The organism is Pseudomonas sp. H1_G08 (genome assembly GCF_054681355.1).
Map to the genome: position 1 here is coordinate 477,985 of NZ_CP162822.1, position 15,376 is coordinate 493,360.

The 15,376-nt window shown below is 53.2% G+C and carries 15 protein-coding genes; 5 read left to right on the top strand and 10 right to left on the bottom strand.

What is annotated here, in order from left to right:
• Positions 1 to 134: 134 nt before the first annotated feature.
• The 6 genes from AB4N85_RS02235 to AB4N85_RS02260 all read right to left on the bottom strand — a co-directional run bounded on the left by AB4N85_RS02235 (position 135) and on the right by AB4N85_RS02260 (position 8,255).
• The gene (locus AB4N85_RS02235) at positions 135 to 1,535 is read right to left on the bottom strand and encodes a hypothetical protein (RefSeq protein ID WP_460066798.1); all 1,401 of its coding nucleotides are present in this window, start codon (positions 1,533 to 1,535) and stop codon (positions 135 to 137) included.
• A 235-nt stretch (positions 1,536 to 1,770) separates the two neighbouring features.
• Complete coding sequence (locus AB4N85_RS02240) at positions 1,771 to 2,577, bottom strand: hypothetical protein (protein WP_460066800.1); 807 nt, start codon at positions 2,575 to 2,577, stop codon at positions 1,771 to 1,773.
• 33 nt (positions 2,578 to 2,610) lie between these two features.
• Positions 2,611 to 2,940 (bottom strand): hypothetical protein, encoded by a 330-nt coding sequence (locus tag AB4N85_RS02245; RefSeq protein ID WP_134931462.1) that lies wholly within the window; start codon positions 2,938 to 2,940, stop codon positions 2,611 to 2,613.
• A 102-nt stretch (positions 2,941 to 3,042) separates the two neighbouring features.
• Positions 3,043 to 5,184 carry a DEAD/DEAH box helicase gene (locus AB4N85_RS02250; RefSeq protein ID WP_460066802.1) on the bottom strand — a complete coding sequence of 714 codons (2,142 nt, stop codon included), beginning with the start codon at positions 5,182 to 5,184 and terminating at the stop codon, positions 3,043 to 3,045.
• Between the two features lie 101 nt (positions 5,185 to 5,285).
• Positions 5,286 to 6,917 (bottom strand): HamA C-terminal domain-containing protein, encoded by a 1,632-nt coding sequence (locus tag AB4N85_RS02255; RefSeq protein WP_460066804.1) that lies wholly within the window; start codon positions 6,915 to 6,917, stop codon positions 5,286 to 5,288.
• Positions 6,918 to 7,319: 402 nt separating this feature from the next.
• On the bottom strand, positions 7,320 to 8,255 hold the full coding sequence (locus AB4N85_RS02260) for a hypothetical protein (RefSeq protein ID WP_058412200.1): 936 nt from the start codon (positions 8,253 to 8,255) through the stop codon (positions 7,320 to 7,322).
• A 311-nt stretch (positions 8,256 to 8,566) separates the two neighbouring features.
• Here AB4N85_RS02260 and AB4N85_RS02265 point away from each other — a divergent pair, with 311 nt between their 5' ends.
• Positions 8,567 to 8,968 carry a hypothetical protein gene (locus AB4N85_RS02265; protein ID WP_004416582.1) on the top strand — a complete coding sequence of 134 codons (402 nt, stop codon included), beginning with the start codon at positions 8,567 to 8,569 and terminating at the stop codon, positions 8,966 to 8,968.
• Between the two features lie 73 nt (positions 8,969 to 9,041).
• Here the strand turns inward: AB4N85_RS02265 and AB4N85_RS02270 are convergent, their stop codons facing one another.
• Together AB4N85_RS02270 and AB4N85_RS02275 are read right to left on the bottom strand one after the other, a co-directional pair.
• Positions 9,042 to 10,325, bottom strand: a complete 1,284-nt coding sequence (locus AB4N85_RS02270) for an SMODS domain-containing nucleotidyltransferase (protein WP_460066808.1) — start codon at positions 10,323 to 10,325, stop codon at positions 9,042 to 9,044.
• Positions 10,318 to 10,938, bottom strand: coding sequence for an SLATT domain-containing protein (locus tag AB4N85_RS02275; protein WP_004416588.1), 621 nt, complete (start codon positions 10,936 to 10,938; stop codon positions 10,318 to 10,320). The genes AB4N85_RS02270 and AB4N85_RS02275 overlap by 8 nt, the downstream gene beginning before the upstream one ends.
• Before the next feature lie 308 nt (positions 10,939 to 11,246).
• On the opposite strand from AB4N85_RS02275, the gene AB4N85_RS02280 reads away from it, so the two are divergent.
• The gene (locus AB4N85_RS02280) at positions 11,247 to 11,570 is read left to right on the top strand and encodes a histone-like nucleoid-structuring protein, MvaT/MvaU family (RefSeq protein ID WP_460066812.1); all 324 of its coding nucleotides are present in this window, start codon (positions 11,247 to 11,249) and stop codon (positions 11,568 to 11,570) included.
• 194 nt (positions 11,571 to 11,764) lie between these two features.
• Here the strand turns inward: AB4N85_RS02280 and AB4N85_RS02285 are convergent, their stop codons facing one another.
• Positions 11,765 to 12,238 (bottom strand): helix-turn-helix domain-containing protein, encoded by a 474-nt coding sequence (locus AB4N85_RS02285; protein WP_004416592.1) that lies wholly within the window; start codon positions 12,236 to 12,238, stop codon positions 11,765 to 11,767.
• A gap of 207 nt (positions 12,239 to 12,445) precedes the next feature.
• Between AB4N85_RS02285 and AB4N85_RS02290 the strand changes: the two genes are divergently transcribed.
• From AB4N85_RS02290 to AB4N85_RS02300, 3 genes are all read left to right on the top strand, one after another.
• Positions 12,446 to 13,183, top strand: a complete 738-nt coding sequence (locus AB4N85_RS02290) for a metallophosphoesterase (RefSeq protein ID WP_460066815.1) — start codon at positions 12,446 to 12,448, stop codon at positions 13,181 to 13,183.
• A 31-nt stretch (positions 13,184 to 13,214) separates the two neighbouring features.
• Positions 13,215 to 13,514 (top strand): hypothetical protein, encoded by a 300-nt coding sequence (locus AB4N85_RS02295; protein ID WP_025168153.1) that lies wholly within the window; start codon positions 13,215 to 13,217, stop codon positions 13,512 to 13,514.
• 252 nt (positions 13,515 to 13,766) lie between these two features.
• Complete coding sequence (locus AB4N85_RS02300) at positions 13,767 to 14,033, top strand: antitoxin Xre/MbcA/ParS toxin-binding domain-containing protein (RefSeq protein ID WP_080052810.1); 267 nt, start codon at positions 13,767 to 13,769, stop codon at positions 14,031 to 14,033.
• Positions 14,034 to 14,083: 50 nt separating this feature from the next.
• Here the strand turns inward: AB4N85_RS02300 and AB4N85_RS02305 are convergent, their stop codons facing one another.
• The gene (locus AB4N85_RS02305; RefSeq protein ID WP_460066819.1) at positions 14,084 to 15,340 is read right to left on the bottom strand and encodes a hypothetical protein; all 1,257 of its coding nucleotides are present in this window, start codon (positions 15,338 to 15,340) and stop codon (positions 14,084 to 14,086) included.
• Between the last annotated feature and the right edge of the window lie 36 nt (positions 15,341 to 15,376).

Below are 15,376 nucleotides of genomic sequence, written 5' to 3' on the forward strand. Positions count from 1 at the left end.
TGGATTCTCACCAAAGCACAATAAGATAGAATTGTGCGATTGCTTGGGACGCCCGGATGCCCAGCGATGCCTACCAAAATTAGGACGCGGAAAACCCGGCATGGATCAGCTAGCCACAAGAACGCGGACAGACTTCACATCGGTTTTTGCCATCCGGACTTTACGTAACGGAACCTCGGTTCCTGAACCTTGGGGCCACCGTGATCTTCGCCCTCGATCCTGAAAGACTTGGCCATCAGATCTCGTAATCCCCCCAGGCGCTCCATTGAGGTGAGCTCCTTGGTTATGTCCTTCACGACGGTTGTGAAGGCTTTGGTCGATTCTGATTTCATGAACTCAGGTGTCGAGAGAGCGAAATCGCAGTCAGGTAGTGAAACCCCGAATAGGCTGGTGACTGAGCTTGCCGTTTTAATGAGGAAGCTGCCCTGAATGCCCTGAGGAGACCGTACACCATAGCTACGCCTAAGGTCGCCGCAAATCTTGTCGACGTCGTCCATGAGCTTCGTAATGCGCTTGTTGCCGCTCGCAATGCCCTGCTCGTCGAACGCAATGCGAATGGCTTTGAGCGTTTCACGCATGGTGACGAAATGACCTTCGTTGCGGAGCTGCCTGGCAGCCTCAATGGCATTGGAGACGCTACCAGTAGATTGAGTTAACCACGCCGAGAACAAGGGCAGATCCAATGCAACAGTTTGGGTTGCTCCGTGTGATTGGATTTCCGAAATGCTCGTTCTTGTCTTGTCCGCGAGGTTGGCCAGGAGACGGGCGGTGAAATCATGGCCAAAGGCGCCGACTTTTTTCATCCAGTGCACCTGATAAGCGTGCCGGATGGGGTGGATGAATGAGTCAGCTTTCAAGTGTTTGGCGGCAGTCGAGTAATAAATGGATTTATAGGCAAGCCAATTTAGGGAGGCTACGAACATCTCCAACTGCCTTGTGGGGCCACCATAGTCGCCCCGGCTGCTTTCGGAGAACTCTGACTTGCTGAACACGTGACCATCCGAGCTTACAAGCTTGACGTCCTTCGACCAGCGCCCGCGCGTTTCGCCTGCATCACTCAACTCTGCGAAGATAGCTGCACTTAAAGCGCTGTACTTGCTGTATTCGTCAGAGCCACGATAGCCCAACATCCTCATGGTCAGGTAATACACGCTGGAGGCTTGATCCCAGGTGCACACCATATTCATTTTTAATTGCTCCAGCAGGGCGCTGAAGTCCTCATCCACAAATTTTCCTCCCCGAATTTCGGGACGGATTGATGCCGCTTCCTTTTGCGCGACCGCATCCACCTCCTCAAGACCAAATTCAGTAGGCGCCAAGAACCGAAGGTAGGGAAATTGCTGTTTCCGACTGTCTCTATGCTCAGGCTTGTAGTTGTCTATGCAGAGAAGATCATCGTAGAAGAGATTGCCCTGCAAAAAGTTCTCCAAAGCACACAGATCCCCGTTGATCGTATCGCTGGTCTTAACTGCTACCGTCCCAGTGGCGCGCTGGACGGCTGTGAGTGTGGCATTGTCTATCAGTGCGTACGTCATGGATTGGTAGCCTGTCGTGCTTTGAACAGAAAAATTGTCGAGGCATCAGCTGCCCGCATGGGGTTCGGATTTGCTACGTCGATCCCTATGCCAGTGTGTTTGAGGAAGATTCAATTTTTCCTATAAATTTGGCAAAGAGGGCAATAGGGTTCTAAGGTCATGTGCGTTCATGATTGCATGCAGCGAAGAGAACATTGCCACACAACCTCAGACGCTGGTCAAAAACCAACGCTAATTAATCCTGAATGAGGTCTCCCTCGGGAAAGATTTTATTCCACCACCGGATAAGTTTTTTTTCTTTCGTTGCAAACGCTCCTTCTTGAATTCCTACGATTAGGTAGCCAGCATCTAACGCGTCATGTCTAAACCGCTCTAGCTGTTTTGATTCAGTGGTAAGGTCAATTTCCTGAGTGTAACGAGTCCAAAAATCTAGCGCGAATAGAAGATTTACCTGTAGCCAGCGATAGCTAATCCATGACTTATCAACTTCACTACTATCCGGGTGGGGGTGAGACATGATTGTATTGACAGCGCCTTTCAAGAAATCTTCGTCGCTTGCTATTTTTTCTTCGATGTTTTCCTGTACTTGTTTTCTGTCTTTTGGATGGATGTCTCTAGTTTCGGGTAGTATCTTGTCGATATTTCTAGTCAGTAAGAAGAGATAGTTTACATCCTCGTCCACTTGGCTTTTTCTGTGGTCTCTTACGGCGGACAGCTCAGTTGGGACGATGAATTCTGGGTTGCGGTAGTTTTCCGTCGCTGCGTGATCAATAGTTCTTACATGTAGACTGGGCAGTCCACAGCTAAGTAGATTTTCTTTCTCGTAGCGAAGTAAATACCCATGATTTCGGGATAGCTCAAATGGCCTGACTGTCGATGGCAGTCTATAAAACCATTTTGCTCTATCCTCAGGAGCACCTTTGGATAATTCGTACAGCATCTCTTCAGGCATTAGAAGTCTGTATGAGTTATCCAGCTCATCAATTCGTCTCTTCGAGACTCCCTGGAGGAAGGATTTGTCAAGTACTAGGAATTTTTTCATGACATTCTTTTCTATTTGGATAGTTAGTAATACCTACGTTGCCACAGCCTTGACGGCTTTCTTTATGGAGAATTCCTGCTCGCTACCATCACTGAATTTCACGACAAAGCCCTGTGTAGTGCCACCGTGGGCGCCAACCCCACGCGCTATATTGCGCGCATAAAAGGCAACAGGATGTCCTGGCGTTGGCCAGTTGGTCGCTTTGCAATACCGGACGTACAGGTCTTCGAGCAGATCGAATTCAGTAGTGCCTTGAATATCTCCACCCTCAACGAGATTTTTGTCACGCATGGCATAAAAAAAGCGCTCCGCTTCCGTCTGGGATGGAAAAAGTTGACCTTTGATGACCAGTTGGTTTGGCATTGTGGTACCGCTCCGTAGGGTAAGTCGGCAAACTCGTCAATCTCTGGAAGACCAGAACCTCGGCCCGCTTTATTGCAGCGCCCGCGTCCATCGCTTCCATCTTTACATGTCCGCGACCGCCCATTGCATTAGGCCTTTCTCGAAGGCGGTGAGCTGAAGGCTCTCCACCCGACGGGCAAGCGATCGTAGTTTTGCCAGCAAATCGTTCAGGTGCTCTGATGGCAAAATCAAGTGCTTGATCTTGGTTGAGATCTGAGTGGGAATTCCGTATTCGTCTAGTGCGGTGAGCAGTGGGTCAAGGAACATGTTTTCCAGTTGCTCAGCGAAGAAGCTAAAGTCTCCAGGCTCGTACCCGTGTTGCTCCAGCACGTCGACCTGAATTTTGTGAATCGCCATGATGTCCCGAGGTAATCTGAAGCACATCATGTTTCTGATGAATCTCAGGCGCAGGTTAACGGCTTCACTCGCCGAGATATTCTCCCACCGATTTTCCACTGCTTCGCTCAGATAGGCCGGCAGGTTTTTTTGATTTCGAAGTTCATTGATGTGCCAAGCCAACTGAGAACTGGACGAGATCAGGTAATCCATCAGGTTCTTACCTTCTAGTATGTAGACCAGCTCGCATAAGTAATTCAGTTGGTTTGGCTCAGGGATGCCTTTCCAGCCTAACAACTCCTGACCATCAGGAAGGTCACTGATGATAGTTTTTGCCACTTCGACCTGACGCTCGATAGGAATGTGGCGGTTTTCGATCAGGGTGGCAGGTGACAGCAACGGGTTGGCATACGCGTCCTGAAGGCGGCCTCGCGAGATATCCGTGAGGTATTCGTTTTCCAGCTGCATTAAAAGGCCGATAGGTGAGGTTTCATCCTGATGGCCGATGGGGTACTCGACCGTCAGTCCCTGCTCAATGGGCGGGGCTTCGAGCATGAACACCTTGCCGATGAAGTATTTATTCATGCGGCCAGCGCGCCCAGAAATGTTCTTGTAAGTGAAGTAGTCGAGCGTCGACATCTTGAGGCGACGATCGTAAATAATCACGTTCTCAGCCGACGTGTTGACGCCCTCAATCATAGTTGATGTACAGATGATTCGCTTGATGACGCCCTCGTTGAACAGCTTGACCATGTACTGCTGCAGCGCGCGAGGCACCCCGCCATGGTGGATCCCGATGCCCAGGGCGATCGCCCTGGCAACGTTCCATTCTGGGTGGTAATGCTTGGAGATCCATGCAGCGATTTCCTGCGTCTCTGGCACCGGGATCAACCCACCATCCTGGATAAGATACTCAGCGACCCTGTTTGCGCTTGCCGGCGCCTGACAGTAGATCAGGGTAGGGGACTCCAGCGTCCTGACCAGTTCCAAGAGCTTCTGTGTGCGCTCCTCTGAGCGCATGCCCAGATTGAAATTCTGGATATCGACCGCGACGGTGCTGAAGTCGGACGGGATGAAATGATACTCGTAACCGTCTAACCCAGAGATCTTCTGAATGTGCGGCCCGAGCATGTAGAACTGTGCTCCGGTCTTTGCGAGCTTGTGGAACGCCAAGCTCAGATCAACGGCGCGCGAGCTCTCATCCTTATTGCTCCCCAAATCGATTTTGTAAAATTCGTCCAGCACGAAGAATTCCACATCATCCAGATCAGGACGCTGAATAACGCGCTCCTGCGTCAGGAGGTAGACGTTGGTGACGTCGGGCACCGCTTCTTGGCTGGGGTGGGTGATCAGGTTGAAGTCTCTGAACCGCTTGACCAAGCGGCGGCGGGTTTCGTCAATCAGCGCAATGGTAGGAACGATCACCACCACCTTCTTGAACCGGCGCTGGGCAAGTACTGCGTCGATGACCAGGCTTTTGCCGACGCTGGTGGAGGCGCTCAGGACGACGTTTTGCCCCTGCATGATCAAGCTGAAAACGTGTGCCTGGAGGTGATGAAACACCATGCCAGGTTCCACACCTTCAACTCTGTGAGCCTCGTAAGCCAAGCGATCAGACAGGGCCATGTTGCTCAGGTGTGGCGTGATGTAAGGAAATAGCCCCACGGCTCGCACCATATTGAGCAGGAGCGATTGTTCGACTGCGTCGAAGAGTGCGAACTTGTCGAGCGCACGGATCACCAGATCCCGTCCTTCCCACTCGGCGTTGCTTCGGTTGACGATGGCGTTAATGGCGAGCAGCACATCGACCGTCGAAACGCCCTCATCACTGAGTTTCGCTAGGCTGTTCTTGATCGTTTCGTAGTTCATTAACGCATCATTCCTTGAGATGGCCGAAGCCGGCTTGGCCAGTTCGGAATACCTTCACCCTGTAGTTTTCTCAGCTCTGCAAATCGACCACATGCCTTAGCTTATACCTGCAGGTCTTCAAGTGTTTTGCAGCGGGCGTTGAAGGCATTTGTCAGCTTCTCGATGCTTTCCATTGGCACGAGGAAGACCATGACCTTTACTTGCTTGATGTTCTCTGGCAGCTGGGTGGTGAAGGTGCTGAAGTGGGCCTCGATTTCTTTTCTAAGGTTGTTCACGTAATCAGCGAGCCAACCTGACGAGAGTACGTGACTGTCGTAGGTCAGCAGGATGGGAAAGCACAGGACGTTCAGCATGTCATCGACTGACGAGTTCCGGTGCAGTGCCTGGTTGAAGGCGTCTGCTTTCGGTTGATGGTGCAGGGGCTCGCGCAGGTTGATGATGATTTCCCTTTCCGACGAGAGCACCGTCTCCGAGATGGTTGCGTCTAGGACGCTGCAGATCTGCGCCAACGTCGCGTCCATGGTGTCTGCTTCAATCAGGCGTGCTAGCCCCAGCCATAGCTGATCGTCCTGGCCAGGTATCTGGACGATGTGGGCGTTGCCAAATTCGGAGAGCTTGCCACCGGATTTATAGAAAACCTTGCACGCCACGGGCTCACTATTTTGGCGGCTGCGCAGGATGGCGTGGAGTATTAATTCGGCGATCAGCCTGTCACGGGGCAGGTCGCAGTCGCTGAATGCATTGATGGAACGTGCGAGCATGGCTTCGGCATTGTGCGCGAGGATGTTCACGATCTCGCTCGCCTTGAGTGAGAATTCTGGGAGCCATTCGACTAGGTGTTTAGCAAAACCGTCGTGCCGCCACGCTTTCAGCGCATAGCGTACGTCAAAGCCGGAAAATGATTGCAGCAGGCCCTCATCGGTGCTTGCGTGAAATTCGATTAGGAAGGGATCTGGCCGCTTTTTGTAGGGTTTGGCTGTGGCCGTTGACTGGTCATCAGCTGCATCTAGCAGCTGCTTGAGCTGGGCCAGAGCCGGTTCCCGCAGAATAATTTTCTTCGATGCAGCCGTTTTCACGTTGGCCGTGGCAGCCTTGTCAGCCATCTCCAAGAACTCATCGTAAATGGCCTGCATCTGAGTATTATTTGGACGGTTCCCGAAATCCTCAGCAAGCTTGGAAAGGGCTTTGATGTTGACCGCTTCCAGTGCCTCCACATCCCCATAGACCTGCCAGACGCAGTTGTCCGCCCAGTCAGCGAAACTCCGATTTTGTGGAGAGGTGAATCTCTTGAATTTCTTGAGCAGCGCCTTGCCTCGGGCCGTGGTGGTGTCAGGCAGATTCCGCTTATCCAGCTCCGTTTTGAATCCGTCGAGAATTTTTGCGACGTCCCTCTGGGTCACAATTCGGAAGCGAGCAGGGCCTGGGCGTACATCGCACTTAAGCGATTTATGGAGCAAGGACGAGTCGGCTTTGGTGCCGTCCAGCTTGGTCACCTCTTCCATATTCCATTTGTGGTCACCCTCAGTTGTCTTGACCTGAATGTACTCGTTGACGAGCTGCCCCGCGTACTTGAATACGGCCACGATATCGTCGGCGGTCTCGCACTCCACCTGGGTGTAACTGCTATCGCGCATCATCTTGAAAATGAAGCTGACGGCTACATGGTCTTGATACTTGAAGCCTTGCCTCGCAGCGGGCCCACCTTTGTTGGATGGGCTAGTAATACGCACCATGACATCCCTGTATCGCGAGAAATTTCCAGAAATGGGCATCCGATTGATCAGCCTCGGTGACAAATACGGAGCCTGCTAATAGCGTAAAGCTACCACTAATGGCAAATAGCCCGCTATTGGTAATATTAAGCAATCCGACGATCGTCCACACCGATTCAGCGGGTATCTACTACGCTAGAAAAGTCCGCCACGTGGAGCGGGGCGGGTGGCATATTCGGTGAGTGCCGGCACCCAATTTGGACTCAAACCGAGTCTAATGGACTCGACCTGTAAACCTAGAAAATGACTTGTTAACCGAGGTCGTTTACAGGTCATTTTTCTGGTTTACACCCTCTCCAGGCTGGGGTACGGCAAGCCCTGAATCAAGGCGTCGTGTCATCTTTCGCATGGTAAAGCTGGTCGTCAGACTTTGGCGATCTGAGATTTAAGGGCCAACGTCAGGGTCAGGCGCCGGTTGGTGAAGGTCTTGAAGAACCCCGCCTTAGTGGCCTTGCTCTGGGCCGGGGGAGGTGCTTTCCACAGACCGAAGATGATGACCTCGTCGCTCTCGCTCAGCCCATCAAACCAGCTTGCCTTGGCCGCCCACACACCCACTTCGAGGCTTATACCGTTTGTGGGTTCGTTGGGATCCTGGGTGACCTTCAGTCGTTCGAGGTTCATGACATTGAGCGTTGGATCGTCCTTGACGCCCCGCTTGATCTTACCGACGCGTCCTTGGATGGCGATCGGGTATTGAGTCGAACTCTTTGAGACGGCGTAGTGGGCCTCCATTTGCCGGGCGTGGTCGAAGTAGAACTGATTCCAGCTAACGGTATTGCCTGCAAACACTAATTCCAGGTGTTCCTCGATGTCAGCGTCTTCGTCGCACATCGCGCGCAGTCTGAGGACGCGTTGTGCGGTATTGATGTAGGAAGACAGCCGATTGGATGATGGTGTGTAGGTTCTGGAGGCAGTAGGGGTTCGCTCGCCACCGTCATTTTCCTTGGGCCGCTTAGCAGTTGCCTTCAACTCTTCTGTCACCGCGACCAGGCGCATGCGGAAACGGTTTTTCTGGACGCTTTCGACCAGGCCGTCGGAGGTGCTGGCGAGCTCAACGATTTGCTTATCAACGCCGAATCGGCAGTTAGGGCCATGCGCTCCGTTCGCTTGCAGGCGGAAGAAGGCACGAACCTTAGATGGGTTGTCGTAGCAGTCCCGAGTGAAGGAATTCACATGGATTACTGTGGCGTCGCAGCGTTCACACTTCAGAGGAGCTGTACCCATGCCCTTGGCATAGGTGTCTGCAGCCCATTTGACGCCTTTTTTGTCATAGGCATGGGTCATCTTAATACCGGCCATACAAATCCTTATGCGCATATCGCTGCCTGGCTGCGGCAGCGTAGTGAGTCGGTTACAGCGATAAGACCTGATTCATCTCTACATTTGCGAGGCTACGCGTATGTGACTTTCGTGCTCTACAGACTCGCTGCAACGAGCAGCGCAAGCTGAGACGCATTCTTGCACAGTCGTGGTGTTGCAGAGGAGCTTCACCAGGGCCTGCGGATCGAGGCAGGTAATATCAGGTTATGCCTTGGAATGCTTTCTCAGTTGCCGGTTTGATATCGTGCCGAGGGTTCGATCCCAGGTAGCCTGTCCAGAAGGAATCAGTAATGTTGATGTTTAGGAAGTACAGCCCGAGGTTCGCCAGTGAGGGAGAAATTGCTGCGCAGCGCTATGCCAATAAGCTAGTGTGGCCGGGTCGTGTGATTTCCTTGCTACTCGCGTTTCCGCTAACGCAGTGGCTTGCAGCGATTCTCGGAATCGTTATGGGGCTGATCGTGTACGCGGTAGGGGGAGACTTTCGCAAGCATGAGAAAACGCTCGCCGGGCAAACCCCTTTCTGGCGAAGGCTCTGGCTAATGAAAAGTGGGGCAACGTTCTTGGGTTGTACCGTCGTTGCTACTGGTGTAGCGCTGGGTCAGACAGATTGGTTGGGCAAGGCGCATGCGTTTCATGAGGTCGCCCAATCAGCCATGACATTCGTGACCCTTACCGAAGTGCTGTTTAAGTAAGTGAACAACGAGAGGTCTGCCACTGCGACCTCTCACGCCAGCTCCAGGAAGCGTTTATTCCCGTCGATCGTATTCAAATCGGCACGATGATCCGGCTGCGGGCCACACAGACATTATCTTTCACCGCATAACATTCCACGTAATGGTCGCCTTGGAAGGTTGAGTGCTCGGTTATTTGATGGTGGCCGCTGTCAATCCGAATTTCCCCGCGAATCATGTTCCTCTCAATGGCCTGTGGGCCGAGATTCTTCACCTTCCAGTAGATCTTATAAGGTGGCGGCACATCGATCTCGGCGACCCAGAATGTCAGCTCACGCTGTTTCGGTATCCGATACGTCATGACGCGAGACATGAGGTTGCGAAGCCGGTCGCCCTCGTTCTTGACCGAGCAATCGATACGAAGGGTGTACTGGATGTCGAGGCTGAATTTCCGGCCAATGAACTCTTCGCCATTTTTGACGCGGTTTTCCGCGATGGCCTGCTTTTTTTCCTGCTCGACGTATTCGGGGAAATGCTCGCCAAACACAGTGCTCCACCTCTCATGGGCAACCTCGGCGTCGTCCAGTGCCTCCTGTAAGCGCCGCAGGGCCTTCTTGGCTTTAGGGTGGAAGTTACCTGACTTCGTCACGATAGAGCCGCTTCCGGGAGCACGCCATTGCTCCTTGTCCTCGTCGATATCTACCAGGTACGCGAAGAAGTCCCGAGTCATTTCGCCGTAGGCGGAATACGACTTGGTGTCGTAATCCGTGGTGCTCTTGAAGAATTGGTAGCAGAGGGTGTCGATCATCATCCCTTTCAGCGGCACGCCATGGTCATTCTTCCAGGCCCGCACCATTTTGCAGAGGCGCTTCAGGTTATGGTTTTTGGCCTGGTTTAGCTCATTGATCTCATCAATTTCAGCGACCGGACTGCAGCTTTTCCAGCTACCTCCATCATTCGCATCCGGATAGGTGTAACTGCCATCTTCATGCTCGAACGCGGGTAGCACTTCAACCACGTAGTCCGTGAAGTTTATCGACACCACCTGCTGTTGAGCCCTGACCTCATGGTTCGGGAAGCGCTCCTTCAGGGCCAGACGTATCTCACCGAGCAGTGACGATTGCTTGTTGTTCTCGTAGCGTTGGAAGCGATCGTATACCGACCATGGCAGCACGAACGCCATGTCCAGGTCGCTCACGCCGTGTACGGCGGTATGTCGACCATACGATCCAACCTGGCGGCAGTGTAGGGTCTCTGAGGTGCTGTCGTAGTATTTTCCGTTCAGTTTCTCGGTGATCTGCCGGTAGCTTTTGGAGATCTCGTCAGCATTTTTAACCGCCAGGTTCCTGCGAAACTGCTCGAAAAGCTCTTTACTCATGGGGGCAGACTTCCTTCAGCGAGAGGAGAAGATCCGGATGCGTGACAAGCCATGACCAGCCGGCAACAGCGATCAGTATCACTACGATGAGGGCGTATACGGAAAATGGGATCTTGTCCCTGAAGAGCCTAAATTCACGGTACTCAGCGATCCAGTCGATCTGGTGATCCCAGAAGAACTTTTTGTGAGCTAGCCAGCCCGAAAACAGAATGTGCTTCCTTTGACAGGCCGACCGGAACTCGGTGGTGATTTGATCCAGTTCAGCTTGATCGACGGCAGTGAACTGCAGGTTGGACTTGCAACGAGCCGACATGCTCTTCAGCTGATCAAGCAGTTGAGTCAGCTTGTTTCCAGCCTGGAAATATTGCTCTTTGGTATCGGCGTAATAGGTGATGTAGAGACTGCAAATGCCGATAACCGTGATAAGCGCCGAGACGTGTTTTGCCGCCAGGACATCGATATAGAGCGCTAGCACGCCAATCACTAAGGAGATCAGACCGATCCAGCCTGGGGCTTTCTCCACAATGTCGTAGGTGGAGAAGTGGAGTTTGGCCGAGTAGCCGACGTCATAGGCCTTCTCGGCGATCAATTTCAGCGCAACCTGCTGATCCATATAGCTTACCTGCAGTAAGTATCCTGTGAACGTCTGCCTACCGCAGATGAACGATAGGCAGACGGCCCTGACGCCCTCAGATTGCCTCGGGCAGCGTGGGGACACGTTCCAGGGCCAGGCGATCCACCAGGTGGCGGGGTAGATTTAGCCACTTTATGCCATGTAATGGCCGCCACTATAAACATCGAATTTGAGAAGGGGCTTGTTTCGGCTCGTCGCCTGGGTACCCCTTACTACAAGCGGGCTGCCTACACAGGTGGGAATCCGGAGCCTTGGGGCGATTTGCTACCCGCCTCGGTGTAGCCAGAATGCCGCCGTCCAGGATCAAACAGGGTGGGTATGACGGCTGCTGGGATAGGCTTGCCAGCATTTCTGACCTCGAAGGTCATGGTGCCGTTGGTGAGTACAACAAAAGCCTAAAAGACGTTATCAGTATTCTCGACCTGCGCTCCCCGTCCACCTCAGTCAAAAGCATTTCGTCCGACATTCGCACTCGTAAAGCCCGAGCCGTTAAGGTCTATAAAAATCCTACTACGGGCGAAGTTATCGAAACGAAGGGCGGGAACCACAAAGGTCTGAAGGCCTGGAAAGAGCAGTACGGTGCTGAGACCGTCGAGTCCTGGCTGCGTTGAATCTGCTCGCAAATACTGGTAACTGAATACCATGGCGAGATGGTCAGACAGAGGGAGGGTTAGCCTTCCCTTTGAATTTATCCATACTCAGGAAGCTGCATCAACGCCGAGCAGCATCCGACCTTACCTATGCTGGCACTGTTTTAACGATTACCTGGCATGCCGAGCGACCGAGACGCTGATCAAAGCTCAGTTCAAGAGTCTGAGTGCCAGTACTGACTCACCGTCGATCGCGAGAGCCCTAGCAGTCGTCGGATCTCGGCTTGAGTCTTACCTTCCGCCTTCATTCGCAATACTGCCGCTTTGTTTTCCGTATTCGCCGGCTTGCCCTTCGATCGAGAAACCAGTTCACCGTCCTTTATCTGCTGATGAAGAAGCGCCACACCACCAGCGGCTTTGAATCGATCCAGTTCGCCCTGGGCGACAGCAATGGCATCATCAGGTGTCTGGCCGCGCTCAAGCGAAATGCACAAGGCCAAGAAAGCGATGAGGTCGAAATCCAGCGCTTCGGCTAGGGAGGAAAGCTTTTCGACCGTAAGCTTGGATTTGCCACGCTCGATCGAACTGAGCGTAGTGCGAAAGGTCGACTCGTTGAGCTCTTCGTAGCTCAACCCGCGCTGCTGTCGCACTGCCCTAAGCGCAGCACCTATCTCGTTTTTCAGCGTCATGATCGTCCGAAAAGTCAGGATAGAGCCACACGCTGTTGGTTCTGATAAATAGCGTATGTTGTGCTTATAAGAACTGCTCGGCTATGATGCCTTTGCTCAAGGCATGCTCCGGTGAATTTTTTTGGGCGTGCGAGAGACATCGCCGCGTCTCCGGTCGAGAGGAGTGGGGATATCAATTTACGCTTAAATCGACTTAATAGAGGCCCTATGCGGTTGTACATCCTCTCCGACCTGCACTTGGAGTTCACTGGCTTCCAACCCCCTATATTCCCCCCAGGCAGCCTGGATCTGGTGGTGCTTGCCGGTGACATCCATAAATTGGACAGAGGCGTCCGTTGGGCCAATGAGACATTCAACTGCGATGTCCTCTATGTGCTCGGCAATCACGAGTTTTACTCAGGCCACTTCGACCGGACAATTGTGAAAGCCCGCGCCGCCGCGCAGAGCCATGTGCATGTGCTCGAAAACGAGACATTCGTAGCGGGCGGGATTCGATTCTTGGGAACAACGGGCTGGACGGATTTCAGTTCCACTGGCGACGTGAGTGCTGCGATGTCAGTAGCGCGATCAACAATGACCGACTATCGCACCATACGCACTGGTCAAAACTATCGTCGGCTGCGCCCGGACGATGTGGCCCACAGGAATCACGAGGCGAAGCAATGGCTAGCTGCCGAGTTGGACAAGCCGTTCACCGGCAAGACTGTTGTGATCAGCCATCATGCGCCCATTCCTGAAGTCTGCGACAGCGGGCATGAGGGTCATCTGAACGCCTCGTACTGCAACGCATGGCACGCCATGGTCGATCGAGTTGACGCATGGATTTTCGGCCATACGCACCATTCGGTCGATATTGAGCTCTCCGGCTGCAGGTTGATCAGCAATCAGAGGGGTTATCCGGAGGAAGAGTGCGGTTTCGATCCTCGGAAAATAGTGGATTTTTAATGATGATGGAGTGTGCTGTGGTAACAGCCCAATGAACGCAACACTTATATCCGATGTTCCTCTGGAGGTTGAGGCTGCGAAGTCCTACGACTGGGGGGTGATCATCGACGCGTTTCTGATGCACGCTGCCCCCGTCGGCTCTCAGTACACAGGCTCCGTTTACTATGATCGCTCAGGGGCATCGTTAGACGGCATGACCGTGATCACCCCAAGGGTCATTCGAGTCGCTCAGAAATCCGGCATGACCCTTCTTCGCAGCATTTCCGGTGCTGACCATTATGTTGTAGTAACGCCGTTCTCAGTGACAGCAATGGAAGCCTTGGACGCCTGAAGGATAGGACTGCGTGACGGGTAAAGTTGAACGCGATCTAGGAGGGATGACCGAGGCAGTACATATGACGGTGCAGTTCCATGCGACTGAAGATGGAACGGGTGATCTTGTCGTGAAGCTACCTACAGCAATTCTGGATGCGATGGGGTCACCCTTGGCGACCTACACAGAATAGAACTCATCGAAGGGGGATTGTGAATTGGTATGCAAGGTTTACCCGTGCTCGGGCCCAGAGTTAGATAAGGCTCAATCATGAATGCGCCAAGAATTGTTGCGACATGCACGTGCTCGCAAGCCGCCTGCTGGAGTGCCAGGCATCGTTGCTTCCTGGGCCGATACGAGCAAATTCTTTCGGTCGCGGAGGGCGTATTTAAGGATCGGAACATATCGCAACGGTGGTTTAGAAGGCCGGTGCCTGGACTTGGCCATCTGGCACCTTGCACACTGATCCATACGGCCACTGGTTTCTCAGAAGCTCACAACATGCTCATGCGAATTGATCACGGCATCTGTATTTAACGCCGCAGACTTCTCGGAGCTGGCCATCGTCCTGAGTTGATACGAGTCGGTCACTGTGTCGATCCATAGCGGGCTTCGGCCTTTGTGATGCCCATTTCAGCAAGGCACTCGCTGTATTCAATCAGCGATTGCTGCTTGACCTTGTGATTGAAGTAGTCGACTAGAAAAAACACGGGAAACGGCAGGTGAGGCTCTGGCACATCTCGCGCTAAGCAAATAATGTGAGCCACGCCGTACAGCTTTGCCACCAAGATAATCGCTGCTCGCCCTCCGGGTTGACTAACTATGCTGAGAAAGATCACGTGGTGATGGTCAGGAGCTGCGTCGAGCATCGCTTTCACCGCAACATCCTCGAAGATTTGGCCGTCTACAGGCGGTGTCCCGGTCAGTATTCCGTCCTTAATCTTCCGAAATCCGAAATCGGCTACGTAATCCCGCCCTAGATAATGGGCCAGCAAGTTGATGCCTATTTTCGCAATCACTCGTTCTATCACGCCGACAGTCACTGTCATCCTGACCGATACGATGGGGCCCTCTATGTCCTTCGTAACCTGGGTATCGAATGAAAACTGGTCGACGGCACGGGCAAAGAAATTGAGGGCGCCCTCGACTGTGGCGCTTGAGGTCTTGAGCACGATGCTCCCGTTCAGGTTACGAAAGATCGTAGCAGCAGGGATCAGACTTTTCGTGCGGGTCTCATCGTAACGTTCCAGCCATAAGCATTCCCGAGGAGGCTTGCCCTCAAACCTTGACCCACCCTCTTGAGTGTATGTCTCACCTGAGCGAAGCAAGGTGATCGCTTCGTACCGCAGCTCGTGCTCAGGCCCCCGCTTGCGAATGCAGGTAACTTGATCGTTTTGAAGCAGGGTGGAGAGTGACGTGACGAAGCTGCGCAGTTCGTCTGGGCCTGCGGCGGTGGAATCAAATGTCTTGTCACCGGTTATCTTCAGTTGCGGGAGGACTATCGGTTTCGCGTGCGGGCCGAAGTCAATTTCATCAGGATATCCTGATCCATTAGCCATCTGCTTATGTTGGGCCTGTATGCCTGGCGCCGTGGTGTGCTTGCCCCGGTCGCGGCCTTGCGGCTGCATGAAGGCGCGAGCGAAGCCAATGGGGGAGCTGCGCAGTACCTCCCGCTCCAAGTTGCCAAAGACGTTAGTGTTGCAACGCCGACACACCATATCAACAAGCATGAAGCGACTGTCGTCCGCTCCAAGCCCCGCGCTGATGACATGCTCGTCAGAGAAGGGGCCAGGGCCATCGCAGTAGATGCACAGGGATAAAGAGTCTGTCGATTGAGTGATCAAGGCGGGGCTCCTGCAAGCTGCAAAGGGGAGGGGCTC

Excerpts from the sequence above, each read along its gene's own strand:
- AB4N85_RS02270 (WP_460066808.1), bottom strand. The coding sequence starts at position 10,325 with ATGAGTAAAGAGCTTTTCGAGCAGTTTCGCAGGAACCTGGCGGTTAAA.
- AB4N85_RS02280 (WP_460066812.1), top strand. The coding sequence starts at position 11,247 with ATGCCGCCGTCCAGGATCAAACAGGGTGGGTATGACGGCTGCTGGGAT.
- AB4N85_RS02235 (WP_460066798.1), bottom strand. The coding sequence starts at position 1,535 with ATGACGTACGCACTGATAGACAATGCCACACTCACAGCCGTCCAGCGC.
- AB4N85_RS02250 (WP_460066802.1), bottom strand. The coding sequence starts at position 5,184 with ATGAACTACGAAACGATCAAGAACAGCCTAGCGAAACTCAGTGATGAG.
- AB4N85_RS02255 (WP_460066804.1), bottom strand. The coding sequence starts at position 6,917 with ATGGTGCGTATTACTAGCCCATCCAACAAAGGTGGGCCCGCTGCGAGG.
- AB4N85_RS02295 (WP_025168153.1), top strand. The coding sequence starts at position 13,215 with ATGAACGCAACACTTATATCCGATGTTCCTCTGGAGGTTGAGGCTGCG.
- AB4N85_RS02240 (WP_460066800.1), bottom strand. The coding sequence starts at position 2,577 with ATGAAAAAATTCCTAGTACTTGACAAATCCTTCCTCCAGGGAGTCTCG.
- AB4N85_RS02285 (WP_004416592.1), bottom strand. The coding sequence starts at position 12,238 with ATGACGCTGAAAAACGAGATAGGTGCTGCGCTTAGGGCAGTGCGACAG.
- AB4N85_RS02260 (WP_058412200.1), bottom strand. The coding sequence starts at position 8,255 with ATGGCCGGTATTAAGATGACCCATGCCTATGACAAAAAAGGCGTCAAA.
- AB4N85_RS02265 (WP_004416582.1), top strand. The coding sequence starts at position 8,567 with ATGTTGATGTTTAGGAAGTACAGCCCGAGGTTCGCCAGTGAGGGAGAA.
- AB4N85_RS02275 (WP_004416588.1), bottom strand. The coding sequence starts at position 10,938 with ATGGATCAGCAGGTTGCGCTGAAATTGATCGCCGAGAAGGCCTATGAC.
- AB4N85_RS02290 (WP_460066815.1), top strand. The coding sequence starts at position 12,446 with ATGCGGTTGTACATCCTCTCCGACCTGCACTTGGAGTTCACTGGCTTC.
- AB4N85_RS02300 (WP_080052810.1), top strand. The coding sequence starts at position 13,767 with ATGAATGCGCCAAGAATTGTTGCGACATGCACGTGCTCGCAAGCCGCC.
- AB4N85_RS02245 (WP_134931462.1), bottom strand. The coding sequence starts at position 2,940 with ATGCCAAACCAACTGGTCATCAAAGGTCAACTTTTTCCATCCCAGACG.